This is a genomic window from Stakelama sediminis, assembly GCF_014199335.1.
Lineage (GTDB): Bacteria > Pseudomonadota > Alphaproteobacteria > Sphingomonadales > Sphingomonadaceae > Sphingomonas > Sphingomonas sediminis.
On record NZ_JACIJI010000001.1, the window covers coordinates 1272443 to 1290281 of the forward strand.

General features: G+C 64.6%; 17 protein-coding genes. 4 read left to right on the forward strand and 13 right to left on the reverse strand.

The genetic code is table 11. The features are described from left to right. Nucleotides 1-3: 3 nt before the first annotated feature. The 10 genes from gor to FHR23_RS06480 form a co-directional block, all read right to left on the reverse strand. Nucleotides 4-1353 (reverse strand): glutathione-disulfide reductase, encoded by a 1350-nt coding sequence (gene gor / locus FHR23_RS06435; RefSeq protein ID WP_184002024.1) that lies wholly within the window; start codon nt 1351-1353, stop codon nt 4-6. A gap of 19 nt (nt 1354-1372) precedes the next feature. Then, nucleotides 1373-2866, reverse strand: coding sequence for a glucose-6-phosphate isomerase (pgi, locus tag FHR23_RS06440; RefSeq protein WP_184002025.1), 1494 nt, complete (start codon nt 2864-2866; stop codon nt 1373-1375). A 93-nt stretch (nt 2867-2959) separates the two neighbouring features. Next, nucleotides 2960-4027 carry a chorismate synthase gene (aroC, locus tag FHR23_RS06445; RefSeq protein ID WP_184002026.1) on the reverse strand — a complete coding sequence of 356 codons (1068 nt, stop codon included), beginning with the start codon at nt 4025-4027 and terminating at the stop codon, nt 2960-2962. Next, nucleotides 4024-4548: a GNAT family N-acetyltransferase gene (locus tag FHR23_RS06450; protein ID WP_184002027.1), complete on the reverse strand. Its 525-nt coding sequence runs from the start codon at nt 4546-4548 to the stop codon at nt 4024-4026. The genes aroC and FHR23_RS06450 overlap by 4 nt, the downstream gene beginning before the upstream one ends. After that, nucleotides 4545-4805, reverse strand: coding sequence for a hypothetical protein (locus tag FHR23_RS06455; RefSeq protein WP_184002028.1), 261 nt, complete (start codon nt 4803-4805; stop codon nt 4545-4547). Before FHR23_RS06455 ends, FHR23_RS06450 begins: the two co-directional genes overlap by 4 nt. A gap of 9 nt (nt 4806-4814) precedes the next feature. Continuing rightward, nucleotides 4815-5618 carry an enoyl-ACP reductase FabI gene (fabI, locus tag FHR23_RS06460; RefSeq protein WP_343043030.1) on the reverse strand — a complete coding sequence of 268 codons (804 nt, stop codon included), beginning with the start codon at nt 5616-5618 and terminating at the stop codon, nt 4815-4817. Next, nucleotides 5615-6592: a YihY/virulence factor BrkB family protein gene (locus FHR23_RS06465; protein WP_425506345.1), complete on the reverse strand. Its 978-nt coding sequence runs from the start codon at nt 6590-6592 to the stop codon at nt 5615-5617. Before FHR23_RS06465 ends, fabI begins: the two co-directional genes overlap by 4 nt. Nucleotides 6593-6595: 3 nt before the next feature. Then, the gene (locus FHR23_RS06470; protein WP_184002029.1) at nt 6596-7543 is read right to left on the reverse strand and encodes a DnaJ C-terminal domain-containing protein; all 948 of its coding nucleotides are present in this window, start codon (nt 7541-7543) and stop codon (nt 6596-6598) included. Nucleotides 7544-7613: 70 nt separating this feature from the next. Then, entirely contained in the window at nt 7614-8501 is an 888-nt protein-coding gene (locus FHR23_RS06475; protein WP_184002030.1) for a transglutaminase family protein, read from the reverse strand. A 4-nt stretch (nt 8502-8505) separates the two neighbouring features. Further along, nucleotides 8506-10992, reverse strand: coding sequence for a circularly permuted type 2 ATP-grasp protein (locus FHR23_RS06480; RefSeq protein WP_184002031.1), 2487 nt, complete (start codon nt 10990-10992; stop codon nt 8506-8508). 159 nt (nt 10993-11151) lie between these two features. On the opposite strand from FHR23_RS06480, the gene pdxH reads away from it, so the two are divergent. From pdxH to FHR23_RS06495, 3 genes are read left to right on the forward strand one after another with little or no spacing between them, the layout of a single operon-like run. Then, nucleotides 11152-11733 (forward strand): pyridoxamine 5'-phosphate oxidase, encoded by a 582-nt coding sequence (gene pdxH / locus FHR23_RS06485; protein WP_184002229.1) that lies wholly within the window; start codon nt 11152-11154, stop codon nt 11731-11733. Further along, a complete protein-coding gene (locus FHR23_RS06490; protein ID WP_184002032.1) occupies nt 11730-12680 on the forward strand; it encodes a cation diffusion facilitator family transporter in 951 nt (316 codons plus the stop codon). The genes pdxH and FHR23_RS06490 overlap by 4 nt, the downstream gene beginning before the upstream one ends. Then, nucleotides 12677-13480 (forward strand): PhzF family phenazine biosynthesis protein, encoded by an 804-nt coding sequence (locus FHR23_RS06495; protein WP_184002033.1) that lies wholly within the window; start codon nt 12677-12679, stop codon nt 13478-13480. The genes FHR23_RS06490 and FHR23_RS06495 overlap by 4 nt, the downstream gene beginning before the upstream one ends. 11 nt (nt 13481-13491) lie before the next feature. Here FHR23_RS06495 and FHR23_RS06500 read toward each other — a convergent pair whose 3' ends face one another. Together FHR23_RS06500 and FHR23_RS06505 are read right to left on the reverse strand one after the other, a co-directional pair. Continuing rightward, a complete protein-coding gene (locus FHR23_RS06500; protein ID WP_184002034.1) occupies nt 13492-14865 on the reverse strand; it encodes a glycosyltransferase in 1374 nt (457 codons plus the stop codon). 72 nt (nt 14866-14937) lie between these two features. Further along, on the reverse strand, nt 14938-15540 hold the full coding sequence (locus FHR23_RS06505; protein WP_184002035.1) for a DedA family protein: 603 nt from the start codon (nt 15538-15540) through the stop codon (nt 14938-14940). A 405-nt stretch (nt 15541-15945) separates the two neighbouring features. Here FHR23_RS06505 and FHR23_RS06510 point away from each other — a divergent pair, with 405 nt between their 5' ends. Continuing rightward, nucleotides 15946-16881 (forward strand): OmpA family protein, encoded by a 936-nt coding sequence (locus FHR23_RS06510; protein ID WP_184002036.1) that lies wholly within the window; start codon nt 15946-15948, stop codon nt 16879-16881. A gap of 137 nt (nt 16882-17018) precedes the next feature. Here FHR23_RS06510 and FHR23_RS06515 read toward each other — a convergent pair whose 3' ends face one another. After that, complete coding sequence (locus FHR23_RS06515) at nt 17019-17801, reverse strand: helix-turn-helix domain-containing protein (RefSeq protein ID WP_184002037.1); 783 nt, start codon at nt 17799-17801, stop codon at nt 17019-17021. Between the last annotated feature and the right edge of the window lie 38 nt (nt 17802-17839).

Sequence of the window (17839 nt, forward strand, 5' to 3'; positions counted from 1 at the left end):
CCCCTATTTCAACAGCACCAGTTCCTCGGCCATGCTGGGGTGCAGCGCCACCGTCTGGTCGAACGCATCCTTGGTCAGCCCTGCCTTCACCGCGACGGCCGCCGCCTGCAGGATTTCCGGCGCATCCGGGCCGATCATGTGCAGGCCGACCACACGATTGTCAGCGGCATCGCACACCATCTTGTAGAGTGCGCGCTCATTACGTTCGGCGAGCACATTCTTCATCGCCCGGAAATCGGAGGTGTAGACCTTCACCGCGCCAAGCTTTTCCTTCGCCTCGCCCTCGGTCATCCCGACGCCCGCCATCGGCGGATGGCTGAACACCGCGCTGGGGATACAGCCATAATCGACCGTGGTCGGCTTGTCCCCGAACACCGTATCGGCAAAGGCCTGTCCTTCGCGGATCGCGACGGGCGTCAGTTGCACGCGATTGGTGACATCGCCCACCGCATAAATGCTGTCGCAGGTCGAGCGGTTATATGCGTCGACTTTGATCGCGCCCTTGTCGTCGACTTCAACCCCGGCATTTTCCAGCGTCAGCCCGCCGCTATTGGGCACGCGCCCGGTGGCGAACAGCACGCAATCGACGGTGATCGGTTCGTGATTGGTCATCGATACGGTCAGGCACCCGTCCTCACCCTTTTCAATTCCGCGAAATTCGGCGTGAAAGCGGAAATCGATCCCCTTCATTATCGAAATCTGAAGCAGCCGGTCGCGAATCGATTCATCATAGCCGCGCAGGATGACGTCGGACCGGTTGATGAGCGTCACCTTCGTCCCGAACTCGTTGAAGATACCGGCGAATTCATTGGCGATATAGCCCGCCCCAGCAATCAGGATGCGCCGGGGCAGTTCGGGCAGATGAAACGCCTCGTTCGACGTGATGCCATATTCGTGGCCCGGACATTGCGGCACATGCGGCCGTGCGCCGACCGCGATCAGGATCACCTTCGCGGTGACGGTGCGGCCACCCGCCAGCGCCACTTCATGCGGCCCGGCAATGGTCGCGCGGCTGTTGATGATTTCGACCCCATGGCTTTCGAGCGTATTGGTATAGGCCTTGTTGAGCCGATCGACATCGGCCAGCACATTGTCGCGCAGCCGGTTCCAGTGAAATTCGCACGGTTCGGGCACGTCCCAGCCGAACCGGCTGGCATCCTTCAGATCCTCGGCGAAATGCGCACCATAGACGAGCAGCTTTTTGGGCACGCAGCCGCGAATGACACAGGTGCCGCCGACGCGATATTCCTCCGCAATCGCCACTTTCGCGCCATGCGCCGCCGATACCCGCGCCGCGCGCACGCCGCCCGAGCCCGCGCCGATGACGAACAGGTCATAGTCATAGGTAGCCATGGAATACTCCGTTGGCGCCTCAGCCGAAGGCGCGGGCGATCAGGTCGTTGGTCGAGGCGTCGAAATCCTGCCCGCCCTTATCGGCGGCCTTGGCCATTTCCTTGCCGAGTTCGACGCCGAACTGATCGAAGGAATTGATGCCGAGCAGGGTGCCGCGCACAAAGGTGCGATGTTCGTAAAAGGCAATGAGCGCGCCCAGCGTGCGGGCATCGAGCCGGTCGAGCAGCAGCGTCGAGGACGGCCGGTCGCCGGGATAGGCGCGCGCCGGATCGTCATTGGCGCGCCCCTTCATCAGCGCGGCCCCCTGGGCAAAGGCGTTGAGCAGCAACTGACGATGATGGTCGGGGTCGAGCGAATCCCCGGCCTCAATCACCGCAAGAAATTCGACCGGCACCAGATGCGTCCCCTGATGCAGCAACTGGAACACCGCATGCTGGGCATCGGTGCCCACGCCGCCCCAGGTGATCGGCGCGGTCGGGCGGTCGACCGGCTTGCCGTCGGCGGTCACGCCCTTGCCGTTCGATTCCATCTCAAGCTGCTGAAGATAGTCGGGCAGCAACCGCAGCCGCTCGTCATAAGCGAATACCGCGCGCGTCTCCGCCCGGCGGACCTGCGTGTAATAAAGGTCGGCAAAGGCGGCGAGCACCGGCGCATTGGCGTTGAGGTTGGTCAGGCGGAAATGGCGATCCATTTCGGCGGCCCCTTCCAGCAACTCCGCAAACTCGTCCCAGCCGAGGCCGAGTGCAGCGGGAAAGCCGATCGACGACCATAGCGAATAGCGCCCGCCGACGCTTTCGGAAAAAGGCAGGATGCGGGTTTCGTCGACACCCCATTCGACCGCCTTGTCGGGCGATGCGGTCAGCGCGACGACATGGCCATAAGGGTCTTCCACCCCGCCTTCGACCATCCAGGAAATCGCGCTGTTGGCGTTGAGCATGGTTTCGGTGGTGGTGAAGGTCTTCGACGCGACGACCAGCAACGTCGCCTGCGGATCGAAACGATCCATGACATCTTCCAGCGCCACGCCATCGACATTGGAGACGATGGCGACGTCATAACGGTCCGTATCGCGGCCCAGCGCATCGACCAGCAGGTCCGGTCCCAGCGCCGACCCGCCAATGCCGACGTGCAGGATATGACGAATGGGGCCGAGTGCATCGGCCTCTATCGCATCGATCAGCGCGCGCATCCGTTCGTGAAAGCCGCGTGCCCGCGCGACGCTTTCGGGTGCACCTTCATAGCGTTCGGCGGTGTGTTCGACCGCGCGCCCTTCGGTGACGTTGATTTCCTTGCCCGAAAACATCGCATCGCGCCGCCCGGCGAGATCGGCCGCACTCGCCAGCGCCATGAACGCGTCCAGCGCGTCCGCGGTCAGATGCGTTTTCGACCAGTCGAAATGGATGCCCGCGACATCGAGGCTGAGCAGATCCACCCGCTGGGGATCGCTATCGAACAATTCCTCCAGCCGTACCTGGGGCAGGGCTTCGATTGCGGACCAGTCGGGTGTCGTCATCGCTGTCTCCATTTATGCTGAGGGCTAGGTAGGGTGGGTGCCCCTGTTATGCCACCATAATAGGCGCGGGCGGCGGCGAAGGTTCAGCCGATCTCAACCGCACTGCGCGCGATGAAGCAATTTCTGATCGGCCAGTACCAGCGCAACCATCGCCTCCACCACCGGCACGCCGCGAATGCCGACGCACGGATCGTGGCGGCCCCTGGTGGCGATTTCGGTGGCTTCGCCGTCGCGGGTGACGGTCTCGACCGGGGTCAGGATCGAGCTGGTCGGCTTGAACGCGACGCGCAGGGTGAGCGGCTGCCCGGTCGAAATGCCGCCCGCAATGCCGCCTGCGTGATTGGCGAGGAAGACGGGGCCGTCATTGCCGGGGCGCATCGGATCGGCATTCGCCTCTCCCGAAGCCGCAGCAGCGGCAAAACCGTCACCGATTTCCACGCCCTTCACCGCGTTGATGCTCATGCACGCCGCCGCCAGTTCGCTATCGAGCTTGGCATAGAGCGGCGCCCCCCATCCGGCGGGCAGACCGGTCGCTTCGCACGCCACCACCGCGCCCAGCGACGACCCCGCCTTGCGCGCGTCATCGACCAGCTTTTCCCAGCGCTGCGCTGCTGCTGCGTCCGGGCAGAAAAAGGGATTGTTGCCGATCTCCTGCGCATCGAAATTCGCCGGGTCGATGGCATCGCCGCCGATCGCCTCTACCCAGGCGGTGATGGTTACTTCGGACACCAGCTGCCGCGCCACCGCGCCCGCCGCGACCCGTGCCGCCGTTTCGCGCGCCGACGACCGCCCGCCGCCGCGATAGTCGCGAAATCCGTATTTGGCGTCATAGGCATAGTCGGCATGACCGGGGCGATAGGCTTTTGCGACCTCCGAATAGTCTTTCGAGCGCTGGTCGACATTCTCGATCATCAGGCTGATCGGCGTGCCGGTGGTCCGCCCATCGAACACACCCGACAGGATGCGGACCTGATCCGGCTCACGCCGCTGCGTGGTGAATCGCGACTGACCGGGACGGCGCGCGTCGAGAAAGGGCTGGATGTCGGTTTCGCTAAGCGCGATCCCCGGCGGGCACCCGTCGACGACGGCACCCAGTGCAGGCCCGTGGCTTTCGCCCCAGGTGGTGAAACGGAACACGCGCCCGAAACTGTTGTAGCTCATGCGTCCTCCGATAATGCCGCGAATGCGGGGGCGTGATCGGCCAGTCCGCGCGGGCCGCAGGGCAGGCCGCCCTGCAATTCCAGCGCCATGAAATAGGGTCCGGCATAGGGGCTGTCGAACCCTTCGGCGCTTTCGGGTGTGAAGCCGAACCGAGTGTAGAAACCGGGTTCGCCCAGTACGAACATCAGCAGCGCACCCGCCTGCCGCATCTCGTCGATCGCCGCCGTCACCAGCGCCTCCGCAACGCCGGTGCGGCGATAGTCGGGCAGCACGGCAAGCGGCGCCAGTGCGACCGCAGGTGCCGGATCGCCGCCGATGGCGACGTGCATCTTGCTGAGCGCCACCATGCCGGTGGCCGCCTGCGTATCCTCATCGCGTGCGATCAGTGCGAGCACCAGATCGCCGTCGATCGCGAGCTGCTTCACCAGCCGCGCCTCGGCGGGGCGGGGGAAACAGGCGGTCAGAATATCGTCGATATCGTACGCATCCTTCGGCGCCGCGCGTTCGATGGCGATGGTCATGTCCAGTCGTGAGCGTCCGCTGCCAACTCATGCCCCCACCCTTGCAAACGCGCTTTAGAAATTAGGGCATCGGCCAAGTATAAGTTCGGAATGCGCGCCTGCCCGCGGTGCGGCTGCATTTTACCTTCTGGATCTTTCCAAATAAACCGATAGCCCGTTTCAGAGTTATCCGTATTCTCAGAATAGTCACACCACTGTAACCAGATAGAATCTTTGCTCGATCGGTGCAAACCAACTTCTTTTAACACTTGAACCATGAAAACCTTTCACGACAGCGCGATGTCGGGCGCGTCCTCGGCCTTCATGCCGATGACGTTATAGCCCGCATCGACATGATGGATTTCGCCGGTAACGCCGTTCGACAGGTCGCTGAGCAGGTACAGCCCGGCACCGCCGACATCCTCGATGGTGACGTTGCGCTTGAGCGGGGAATTCAGCTCGTTCCATTTGAGGATGTAGCGGAAATCGCCGATGCCGCTGGCCGCCAGCGTGCGGATCGGGCCGGCCGAAATCGCATTCACGCGGATATTGTCGCGGCCCAGATCGACCGCGAGATACTGGACCGAGGTGTCGAGCGCCGATTTCGCCACGCCCATGACATTATAGTGCGGCACCACTTTTTCGGAGCCGTAATAGGTCAGCGTCAGCAGCGATCCGCCATTGGGCATCATCGCCTGCGCGCGCTTTGCCACGGCGGTAAAGCTGTAGACCGAGATGTTCATGGTCATCAGGAAATTGTCGAGCGTGGTATCGTAATAGCGCCCGCGAAGCTGCGACTTGTCGGAAAAGCCGATGGCGTGGACGACGAAATCGATGGTCGGCCAGTCCTTTGCCAGCGTCGCGAAGGCCGCATCCAGATTGTCCATGTCGGATACGTCGCATTCGATCAGTTTATCGCTACCCAGTTGTTCGGCCAGCGGGCGCACGCGCTTGGCCAGCGCCTCCCCCTGATAGGTGAAGGCCATTTCCGCGCCCTGTTCGGCGAGCTTCTGCGCAATGCCCCATGCCAGCGACTTGTCGTTGGCGAGGCCCATGATCAGCCCGCGCTTGCCCTGCATCAATCCGGTCACGACGCCTGTATCTCCTCTTTATCCCGCGGGTCGCTCCGCGGTTCGTCCTCTAAACGGTCCGGCAGGTCTTCCGCCAGTGCCGCGTTCAACTCCGCCCCGATAACCACACCCAGCCCGACCACGAAGAAGAAAATGAGCGCAATCATCACGCCCGCCAGACTGCCATAGGTCAGGTCGTAACCACCCAGCAAGTTCAGCACCAGCGGCAGCAGCAGCGTCGTCGCCAGCCACCAGCTTGCCGTCATGAAAGCACCGGGCCATTTGGGCGACCTGCTGTTGCGATAGCGTCCCGGCGTCAGCGTGTAGAACAGGATGTAAAGCGCGACATAGAGCGCGACCGCCGGGGCAATTCGGGTCAGCGACAGGAATTGCGCCCAGTCGGTGGCGAACGGCAGCACGCGCACGATGAACTGTTCCGCACCCGTCAATATCACCTGCGCACTGAACGCCACCATCACCAGGATCACCGACACGATGATCAGCCCGATCGAGGTCAGTCGGTTCTTCCAGAACGGGCGGTTGCTGGTCGTGCCATATGCGCCGCGCAGGATCGACCGCACGGTTTCGATGAAACTCGCCGTCGTCCACAGCCCGATCAGCGCACCCAGCCAGAGCAGCGACCCCGATCGCGCGGCCAGCACATCCTCTATCGGCTTGCGCAGCACATCGGCGACATTGGGCGGCACCGTGCGCAAAAACGTATTCACCGCCTGAATCCCGTCGCCGGTGCGCCCGAACAGCCGGGCGAAGGCGGCGGCCACGATGAAAAAGGGAAACAGGGTCAGCAGCGACAGATAGGCAAGGTTTCCGGCATGGACGAACCCTTCCGACCAGACGCCCATCGCCACGCGCCTGATAATCTCTATCGCCCGGTCGCTGAGTCCCAGATCGCCGAGCCGCCGATGCACACGCCCGCCCACCCCGAGGCGCCGCGCCTCGGGCGATTCAGGCGAAATCGCATCGGGATCAAGCAATCCTCAACCACCCATGTCCGCGCGCGGATCATGCCCCTTGTCGTCCCAGTCGCGCACGAAATCGCGCAGCGCATCGTTATTGGCAGGCAGATCGACCATCAGCGTGACAAGCTGATCGCCGCGCGTGCCGTCCTTCTTGTGGAACCCCCGCCCTTTCAGGCGCAGGGTTTTGCCCGAAGAGGAACCCGCAGGCACGCTCAGCATCACCGCGCCTTCGACCGTCGGCACGCGCACCTTGCCGCCCAGTACCGCCTCTTTGAGGCTGATCGGCAGGTCGAGACGGACATTATCGCCGTCGCGGGTGAAGAACGCATGCGGCTGCACCTCGATGGTGACGATGCCGTCGCCTGCACCGCCCGGTCCCTGCTGCCCCTTGCCGGTCAGGCGCATCTGGGTGCCGTCCTCGACACCCGCGGGCAGTTTCAGGTCGATGGTCTTGCCGTCGGCAAGCGTAATGCGCTGCGTCGCCAGCGATGCAGCATCGACGAACGGCACGCGCAGGCGATAGGCGACGTTCGCGCCCTTGGGCTGCGGCTGGGATTTGCGCCCGAAACCGCCGAACCCGCTGCGAAAGCCGCCGCTTTGCTGCCGCCCGCCGAACAGGTCCGCGAATACATCGCCCAGATCCGCGGCATCGCCACCGAAATCGAACTGCGCACCACCCTGTCCGAAACCGCCGCGCGGACCACCGCCCGCCGAACCCGCGCCATAGCCGAAGGGCGAGGTCGGGTTGCCGTCGGCGTCAATCTCCCCACGGTCGAACCGCGCGCGCTTGTCCTTGTCGGTCAGCAGGTCATAGGCCTGCGTCACCTGGCTGAAACGTTCGGCGGCTTTGGGATTGTCCTTGTTGCGGTCGGGGTGCAGTTCCTTCGCCAGCGTGCGATAGGCTTTCTTGATCTCAGCCTCGCTCGCTCCGCGCGCTACCCCCAGCGTTGCATATGGATCGGCCATCGTCTTCCCGGTTGTTCAAAACTTTACCGCTACATCGGCTTCGTTCGCAAAAGGTGCAAGGGCCGGGCGATTATTGAGCGCCCTCCAGCGGCTCGACATCGACCGAAACCTCCATATGCTGCGCGCCCGAACCCAGCATCACCCCGTCAATGGGGGCGATGTCGGCATAATCGCGGCCGATCGCCATCACTACATGATCGCCCGCCATCCAGATGCCATTGGTCGGATCGACACCGATCCAGCCATGATCCGGCCCGCACCACAACAATACCCAGGCATGGGTGGCATCCGCGCCGACCAGCCGCTCCTGCCCCGGCGGCGGCAGCGTGCGCAGATAGCCGGAGACATAGGCGGCCGGCAGTCCCGCCGCGCGCATGCCCGAAATCATGATCTGGGCAAAATCCTGACACACGCCACCGCGCTTTGCGAACGCCTCGGCAGGCGGCGTATCCACCAGCGTCGCGGTGGGATCGAAATGAAACTCGCTCTGGATGCGCCGGGCCAGCGCGATGGCGGCTTCCGGCGCGCCGCGATCGGGCGCCAGTTCCTGCGCGCACCATTGTGCAATCGCCGGGTCCAGCGGAATGCGCGGCGAGGGAAACAGATAGGCGGCGGGTCCGGCCGGCGACAGATCGCGGCTGTTCAGCGCCATGCGCGCGACATCCGCGAGTGTCGGGTCGTCGGACGACGGTATCGGCACGGGCCGGTCAACGGTGACGCGCGCCGTGCTCTCGATCGTCAGCGTCCGGGTCGGCTGATCAATGACCAGCCGCAACACATTGGCCAGCCCCGACGGCGCGCGCGCGGGCACGAAATGCCCGCCCGGCTCCACCGACAGATGATAGTCCTCCAGCGCCTGCCCCGACCAGGCAATCGGCTTCAGCCGCAGGTTGCAGCGCGCAAACCCGGCAGGCTCGGCATAGTCGAACCGCGTCACATGGCGGATTGCGTAGTGCATCGGATCAGGCAAGCGTGAACCCGTCGGCGCGCAACGGTTCCGCGCCCTGCAGGAAATAGCGATGCGCGATGGCGTCGGACAGCGCCGCCAGATGCCGGTCCAGCGCGTTCAGCCGGTCGAGATCCAGATCAACGGCGCGCGCGGTCTTCAAAAGCGCCGACAGTTCCGCGGCAATCGCCTGTTGCGGTTCGTCCAGCCCGTCGTCGGACAGAACCGGCAAAGCATGAAGATGGGCAGCGATCGCCTCCACCTGAAAGGCGAGCGAGCGCGGATTGCCGGGGTCGAACACCACCAGATCGGCAACCGCCACGCGCGCCATGCCGGTCAGGTAGCGCTGGCGATAGCTGATCTGGCTGTCGGCGAGATCAAGCAGCGTCGAGAGGTCGTCGGTGGTCGCCTGCGGATCGAGAAAGGCGCGCGCCACCTGCACCACCGCCATGCCGCGCTCGATCCGGCGGCCCAGATCGTGAAAGCGCCAGGCGTCGGTGCGCGCCATATGCTCACCCGCAAGCCCCGCCAGCGCGGCATAGCGCCGTTGCAGCGTGCCCGCACGGTCGAGAATGCCGCCCTTGGTCGGGAACGGCGCTTCGAGCAGGCGAACCATGTCGGCGGCCAGCCGCTCGCGCGAGATATCGCCGATCTTACGCGCCTGCGCATTGATGTGCCGGACGCTGTTGGTCGTTTCCGATTCAAGCGCGGTGCGCGCAAACGCCAGCAGGTCGGTTCGCCGGGTGGTATCGGGGGCGGTGGCCGCACCGCTCGACAGGATCAGGCCGATCAGCCGCCGCACCGTCGCCGCCGCCAGCGCCGCACCGGTATCCGCACCGATCGAATTGCCCAGCAAGACACGGATCACCGACAGCAACGCCTCGCCCCGTTCCAGATAGCGGCCGAGCCAGAACAGATTGTCCGCCACCCGGCTGGGCAGCGTGCCGGGATTGCGGCGCAACCGCACATCGTCGGGCGCGGGCAGCAACGTCACCGGCTCCACCGCACTGGCACCGTAGATGCAGACATCGGCGGACCAGCTTCCTTCGCCCATCACCGCCGCGCGCGGATCGGGATGGTCGCTGATGCGCGCGAAGCCGCCGGGCAGCACCACCCATTCGCCGTCCGCGCCGCGCGCCGCGAACACCCGCAGCATGAAGGGGCGCGGTACCAGAGCGCCCCCGCTGACCACCGGCGTAGTCGACAGCCGGACGATCTCCTGCCCGACATAATCCTCCGGGCGGCGCTCCATATCGGCGAGCAGGGCGGCACGCTGCGCCGTGTCCAGCGCGGCACCCAGCATCGCCGCCCCGCCCGGCAGGCCCAGCGGCGAAGCGCCGAAGGCGGGCGCGATCACCAGCCGGTCGAGATTGTCGCGCACATAGGCGCATTCCGCCGGCTGTCCGCACCACCAGGTCGCGATATTGGGAAGCTTCAGCTCCTCCCCCGTCAGGCGCAGCGCCAGCTTAGGCAGAAATGCAGCGAAGGCGTTCGATTCGATCGCGCCTGCGCCGGGCGCGTTCGACACCACGACATTGCCCGCCGCCATCGCATCGGCCAGCCCCGGCACGCCGATGGCGGACGTCGAATCGAACGCCAGCGGGTCGAGCAGGCGCGGATCGAGTCGCCGCCACAGCGCGTCGATCCGCTTCATCCCCGCGATGGTGCGGACATAGACATGGTCGTCCAGCACCGCCAGATCGGCACCCTCGACCAGCAACAGGCCCAGATAGCGCGCCAGATGCGCCTGTTCGGCGTAGCTGGGATTATAGCGTCCGGCGGTCAGCAGGGCGATCCGCGGATCGGCGCGACGGCACACCGCCGCCATCCCGTCGCGCAGCGCCGCGAAGAAAGGCGCATGACGCTCGATATTGAGGCGCGTCTGCAGGCCGCCCAGCGCGCGCGCGACCGCGATGCGGTTTTCCAGCGCATAGCCCGCCCCGACCGGCGCACGCATATGGTCGGCCAGCACCCGCCATTCGCCGTCCGGCCCACGGCACAGATCGGCGGCGAAGAATTGCACCTGATACCCGCCGGGCGGGTCGATATGTACCATCGGGCGCAGAAAATAGGGGCTGCCGGTGACCAGCGCGGCGGGCAGATAGCCCTGCTCGACCAGCCGGGCGGGGCCGTACAGATCGCTGAGCACCGTTTCCATCAGCTCGGCACGCTGAACGATGCCTTCGGCGATACCGTGCCAGCCCGCTTCATCGAGCATCAGCGGAATCGGCGATAACGGCCAGGGCCGTTCCTCGCTCTCGCCGGGAATGCGAAAGCCGGTGCCGATATCATCGGCCTGTCGCTGCGCACGTTCGGCGGCGTGATCCAGCGCGTCGCCCGAATGCGTCGCCAGTTCTTCGAACATCGCGCGCCAGGCAGCCTGCTCCGCCTGTCCACCAACCGCCAGAATGTCGCCCGAAGGAGCGTGGGCGCGATACTCCGCAATCCAGCGATCGGCGATCGTCGCGGCGTCGAACAGCCCGGTTTCTGCCCGGCTAGCCAACCGATGTCCCAGTCATGGCGATTTCATCCGGCATCATGCGCGCGACTGTCACCACATTCGAACCAGCCGCGCAATACAGATTATCGCCGTCCGCACCCGGCCATTCGGGGACAAGCGGATGCTCGACTTGACGCCGGGGAGGCCGTACATGCTGGCATGATGACGAACGACGACCCTTTTGCCCTGTTCGACCAGTGGTTTGGCGAGGCCCGTGCCAGCGAGCCCAATGATTCGAACGCCATGGCGCTGGCAACCGCCGATGCCCGCGGCCATCCATCGGTGCGCATGGTGTTGCTGAAGGGGCACGGACCCGACGGTTTCGTATTCTATACCAACCAGCATAGCCGCAAGGCAGGCGAGCTTTCCGCCAATCCGCATGTCGCCCTGCTCTTCCACTGGAAGTCGCTCAGGCGGCAAATTCGCATCGAAGGACCGGTCGCACCGGTATCGGCGGCTGAATCGGACGCGTATTTCGCGTCGCGCAGCCGCGATTCGCAGCTTGGCGCCTGGGCATCCGACCAGTCGCAGCCGCTCGACAGCCGCGCCACTTTCGAAGCACGGTTCGAGGAGGTGCGCAAGCGCTTCGACGGCAGCGAGGTTCCCCGCCCGCCGCACTGGGGCGGCTATCGCGTGACGCCGGAGCGCATCGAATTCTGGCAGGACCGGCCCCATCGCCTGCACGAACGCCATGTCTATACCCGCACCGGCACCGGCTGGAGCGAAGGCATGCTCTACCCGTGAACGCACAGGCCGCCACGCTGAAACGCCGCGCCGCGACGGCCAGCGTCGCGACCGCGCTGTTTCTGGGCATATTGAAAGCGGTGGCGGCGTGGAAAACCGGCTCGATCGCGATGCTCGCCTCGCTCGCCGACAGCGGGCTGGACCTGGTCGCCTCGCTGGTCACGCTGTTCGGAGTTCATGTCGCGTCCCAGCCCGCCGACGACGATCACCGCTTCGGCCATGGCAAGGCGGAGGCGCTGGCCGCGCTGTTTCAGGTGATGATCATCACCGGATCGGCCATCTTCATCCTGATCCGCGCGGTGCAGCGATTCAGCGAGGGCGCGGTCAGCGCGGACGCGGAATATGGCATCGCGGTTTCGGTGATCGCCATTGTCGTGACGCTCGCGCTCACCCGCTATCAGGCCTATGTGCTCAGCCGCACCACCTCGCTGGCGATCGGCACCGACAACCTGCATTACAAATCCGACCTGTTCCTCAACCTGTCGGTGATCCTGGCGCTGGTGCTCGAACAATATGCCGGGCTGACGGGTGCCGATCCGGTGCTCGGCATCGCCATCGCGCTGTGGCTGCTCTACGGCGCATGGAGCGCGTCGGTGCACGCCATCAACGAGCTGATGGACCGCGAATGGCCGGAGGAAAAGCGCCGCCATTTCATCGAGGTCGCCAGCCGCCATCCCGAGCTGAAGGGGATGCACGATCTGCGCACGCGGACCAGCGGCGACCGCGACTTCGTCCAGTTCCATATCTGGGTCGCCCCCCATGCCACGGTGCGCGAGGCGCATGACATCATGGATTCGATCGAGGCCTTGCTGGCAAAGGAATTTCCCGAAACCGAAGTGCTGATCCATGTCGACCCCGAAGGGCTGGTCGATGAAGGCGCGCGTTTCGCCAAAGTCGATGAGGTCACCGCACTGGACGACGAACACGGCGAAGCCAAACCCGCATGACCCCCCTGCCGCTCTATCAGATCGATGCCTTTGCCGACCGGCCGTTCACCGGTAATCCGGCCGCCGTCGTACCGCTCGACCACTGGCTTGACGACCATCTGCTCCAGCAGATCGCGATGGAGAATAATCTGTCGGAAACGGCCTTTCTGGTCCCCGACAAAAGCGCGAAGGCGGACTATGAGCTGCGCTGGTTCACGCCGACCACCGAGGTCCGACTGTGCGGCCATGCCACGCTGGCAAGCGGCCATTATGTGCTGGGAAGCGATGCCGCGCTGTCCGAAGTCCGTTTCCGCACGCGCCAGTCGGGCGTTCTTACCGTCGCGCGGAGCGAGACCGGCTATACCATGTCGCTACCCGCATGGGAGGCGACCCGCGCGGCGATGCCGGGCACGGTCGCGGCGCTGGGGCTCGACCATGCGGTCGAATCGCTGCGCCACGCCGCATCGGGCTATACGCTGATCATCGTCGACCGCGAGTCGGAGGTACGCAACCTGCGCCCCGATTTCCGCGCGCTCGGCGAGCTTGACGATGTCGTGGTGATCGTCAGCGCGCAGGGAAGCGCCGCCGATGTGGTCAGCCGCGCCTTTGCCTGCGGTGCGGGGATCGACGAAGACCCGGTAACCGGCTCCGCCCATGCGGTCCTCACCCCCTATTGGACGGCAAAGCTGGGGCGCGAGCACTTCACCGCCTATCAGGCAAGCGCGCGCGGCGGCTGGCTGGGCTGCACGCTCGACGGCGACCGGGTGATTCTGGAAGGGCGCTGCGTCACCGTGATCGAGGGGTCGCTGCTGCTGGCATAGACGGGCGACCGTCACACCATCGACAGATGGCTTGGCTGCGGCGATGCGTGGCTTCCCGCCAGCGCCGATTCAATGGCATCGACGGCACTGGCGGCACCGTTCTGGGCGCGCAATTCCGCGCCCAGAATGACCGCACGGCGTTCCACGTCGGGATTTTCCAGCAATGCCGTCACCACCGGCGCGGCATTCGCGGCGCTGTAGCGCTTCCATGACAGCACCCGGCCGATACCCAGCCGTTCCAGACGCGCGCCATTGTCGCGCTGATCGGCCAGCCGCGGAACGATCAGTTGCGGGCGGGCGGCCCTGAGCGCCTGCCCGGTGGTGCCGATGCCGCCATGATGGACGATCGCCGCCGCACGCGGAAAGATCAGCGAGTGCGGCGCATAGGCGATGGAGCAAATGCCCTTGTCCTTCGGCGCGGGAATATCGCTTCCCAGCAGCAGCGCGCGCATGCCCAGCCGTCGTGCCAGCGCAATGCTTTCTCCATAGAATTTTTCCGGTGCTCCGGTGACGAGGCTGCCCAGCGTGAATACCAGCGGTGCGGGCCCGGCGGACAGAAACGCCTCCACCTCACGGCTCAGCGCCGTTTCGCAGGTGCCGTCGAACGCGGGAAAGCCGGTATGCACGAAATTGGCCGGAAAATCGGGCTGGGAGGGCGCGAGAAATGCCGGATACAGGCCGAGCCGCAGCATCGGCTCCACTTCCTGATCCAGAATGGGGGTCGATCGCTGCGGGGCCAGCCCGTTCTCCCGGCGAATGCGATTGATCGGTCGTCCGTATCGCCGCCGCATTTCGGTGCGGATCACGCCGAAACAGGTGCGGTTCCAGACGCGGGTCCAGCGATTGCCGCCCTGTGTCGCGATCGTTCCGAATTTCTGCCCGATCGGCGGGTCGTAGGCCGAAAAGAGCGTCATCGGCTGCAACAGCGCCGGGATCAGCGGAATGTCGAGGATTTCGGCAACCAGCGGTGCCGCGAGCGCAAACAGGCTGGCGACGATGAGGTCGGCATCGGCACACGCCCTTTTCAGCGGCAAGAGGCTCGCTTCCATGGCCGGAATGGCGATATCGCGGATCATGAAGTCCTGATCCTCGACAATCTTTCGTACCGCTTCGGCTTCGGTCAGTCCCATCGCCTGCCAGATTTCGTCGAAGGCGGGCATGATGGCGACACCATCCAGCCCTGCACTACGCACCATGTCCAGATGGCTGGCGGGAACGCACAAAAGCACATCGAAACCGCGGGCTTTGAGGATTTTTCCAATCGCGACGAAGGGAAACACGTCGCCAAGGCTGCCGATGGTTGCCAGTACGACTTTGCCTCGGGACCGTGCAACGGGCAGCTTGCGTAGCGGAAATGCCGGCGCATGATCATCGGTGGTATACATCAATCCTATGACGACACCGCAGGCGCGAACCGCAGTTCATCGCGGCAAATCATCGCTTCGCAGCCGCGCCGCCTAGGCGTCGTCGCACCGCCAGGTCACCACACGATACAGATAGGTGAGCACCAGCACCGACAGGACGATGGCGGCAAGCGGATCGAGCCATGCCACGATACGGTCATGAAATCCCTGAAGATAATATCCGGCCATGGTCAGCAACGTCACCCACAGCGCGGTTCCGACCGTCACGAAAAGGACGAAGCGCGGCACCCGCATCGCGGCGAACCCGGCTGGAATGCAGATCAGCGTGCCGACGGGTGGAAACAGCCTTCCGAACAGCACCACGCTGCGCGAGTGCGTGTCGAAATAGCGGTTCAGGCGCTCCAGATCGCGCGGACGGATGGTCAGCCAGCGACCGTGCCGTCCCACCCAGCGTTTCAGCCGTACATAGCCGATCCGCCGGGCCACGCCGTACCAGAACACCGCCCCGGCCAGCGATCCGATGGTCCCCGCCGCGATGACACCGATCAGGTTCAGCCTGCCCTGTCCGGCACTATATCCGGCAGAGGACAGGATCAGTTCGGAGGAAAAGACCGGAAACAGGCTTTCCAGAAACATCATGATCGCGATGCCCAAATAGCCTGCCTTGCCCATCAGATCGATGAAAGTCTGAAACATTGATTCGGCCATTATGTGCGATGCGGCATCGCACGGGTTGCGTGGAACAAGAACGATGGGCGGTAGGCCGCCGTCGCGAGCATGGTCAAGCGTTCTAACCCCGCCGCCGCGGTCAAAAGAGTCGATTCCCGAGGCCTCAGAGCCGGGTCCGGAACGTCGGCTCATCGCAGACCCTGCCCGTATCACCCGCGCAATGGCCCGTCGGCGGCATATGTTCATCCGGCCGTAATGTTCCCCCCCACACCCCCGTCCGCCTTAGTATTCACGGGGTCTTTTGGCCCATGCGTTTTTTGAAGCACGACGGACCCGGTCGCGACAGCCGGAGACGCCATTTCGGCGTCGGTGAAGCGGACAGGAAGCTGCAATCAGGCAGCGCGGGTCGGTCGAGTCTGGAGGAGCTACGCGATGAGTCTTATTTCCAAAAGTTCGAAATATTGCCTGATGTTCACCCTGCTGGCCGCGCCCGCCATCGGCAGCGTATCCGCACAGCAGGCCGATCCTGCGCTACAGACGGATTCCTCTTCGCTGAAGCCGCCGGCCGACAGCGAAGCGACTGTTTACGGTCAGGTGCCGAGCGACATCTCCGACATGCCCGAAGGGCCGGAGGTCGACGGCATCATCTCCGCGCGCAACGGCAATCAGGTGCAGATCACGACCCCCGACGGCACGCAAAAGGCGGTCAATATCGGGGACGCCACCGAAATCAAATCGAGCGGCGGCTTTCTGGGCCTCGCCAAGCACAAGCTGGCTTCAGACGCGCTGCTCAACGGTCTGCCGGTGGAGGTGAAAACGGTTGAATGGGGTCAGCAGGGCCTGATCGCCAGCCAGATCAAGCTCAAGACCAAGGATTACAAGACCGCCGCGATGATCCGCAACGGCACCGATCAGCGCTTTGCCCAGCAGGGTGCGGCGATTCAGCAGAACGCCTCCGACACCGAAGCGCTGCGCGGCCGGTTCGGCGATCTGGACCAGTATAATGTCAAGGCGACGACCAATGTGAATTTCGACACCGGCAAGGCGGTGCTGTCGTCCGAGGCGAAGCAGGAGCTGTGCTCCACCGCCAGTCAGGCACAGGGCATGGACAACGCGCTGTTGCTGGTCGTCGGTTATACCGATTCCACCGGCAGCCAGGAACTGAACCAGAAGCTGAGCGAAAAGCGCGCCAGCCGCGTCGTCAATTACCTGCAACAGACCTGCGGCTGGAAACCCTATCGCATGCTGACGCCGACCGGCATGGCCGAGGCCGATCCCGTGGCCAGCAATGCCACCGCCAGCGGCAAGGCCCAGAACCGCCGCGTTTCGGTGAACGTGCTCGTCAGCAAGGGACTGGACGGCATGTAAGCGATACGGGGCGGGTCGGCGCAATCGGCCGCACCCGCCCCGATCAATTTCCCCCGCCCGGTTACCCGCGGTTTATTGCCGTCGGGCGGCCGGGCATTCGCACAGGCCGGTGCCGCAATCCGGCTGACCCTGATCGGTTATTCGATATAGACCCCGGCCACGCGCCAGTTGCCGTCTTCGCGATCCAGCGAGAGGGTTACGACAGCATCGGGCCTGTTCGCATAATCGATTTTGAATTTCAGCACGGTATAGCCGTGGGGCGGGGCAGGCATATCGTCCGCGCTGAGCAGCGTACGCGACTGCATTGCGCCGAGCGGTACGCGTGCCCGTTCCGACGCCTTCGTCCATGCCTGAAGCGTGTTGTGCTTTTGAAACGAGGCGGTGGTTTGCGCATAGCTCGCCTTCCAGTCGCCCCGATCGAGCAGTTCGAGCCAGTGGCGCGCCATGGCCAGCGCCTGCGGATTGACGGTCGTGGCGGCAGCGGTGGGGGTCGCCGTCGGCGCGGAACCGCTCTGCGGCAAGGCGGCCAGCGCCAGAAATCCAAGAACGAATGTCATACAAAGCCCTCCGATAATGATCGGGAAACGGCGTCTGCCCTTTCCCGCGCCGCGGATCGGCGTGGCTTGGTGATCGGCGGTCGGGGCGCCCGCGTCTTCCCCCAATTGTTTGTCCCCAAAGGATTCGGGGGTCGGCGGCATCGCATTGCCCTGTTCGGCCTCAAGCAGCAGGCGCGCCGCCTCGCGACTGCTCGACACCATCATCTTGCGCCGCGCGCCGCGCAGTCGTTCGTTGATCGTATGCACCGAAAGACCCAGCCGACGCGCCGTCGACTTCGCGTCATAGCCGCGCACGATCAGGCGCAGCGTCTGCTTCTCCTTCTCGCTAAGCGCGCCGACACCCTGTTCGTTCGGTGTGTTCATACCGCCGAAGCCTAGGCCGTAAACCCATAAACGGCATC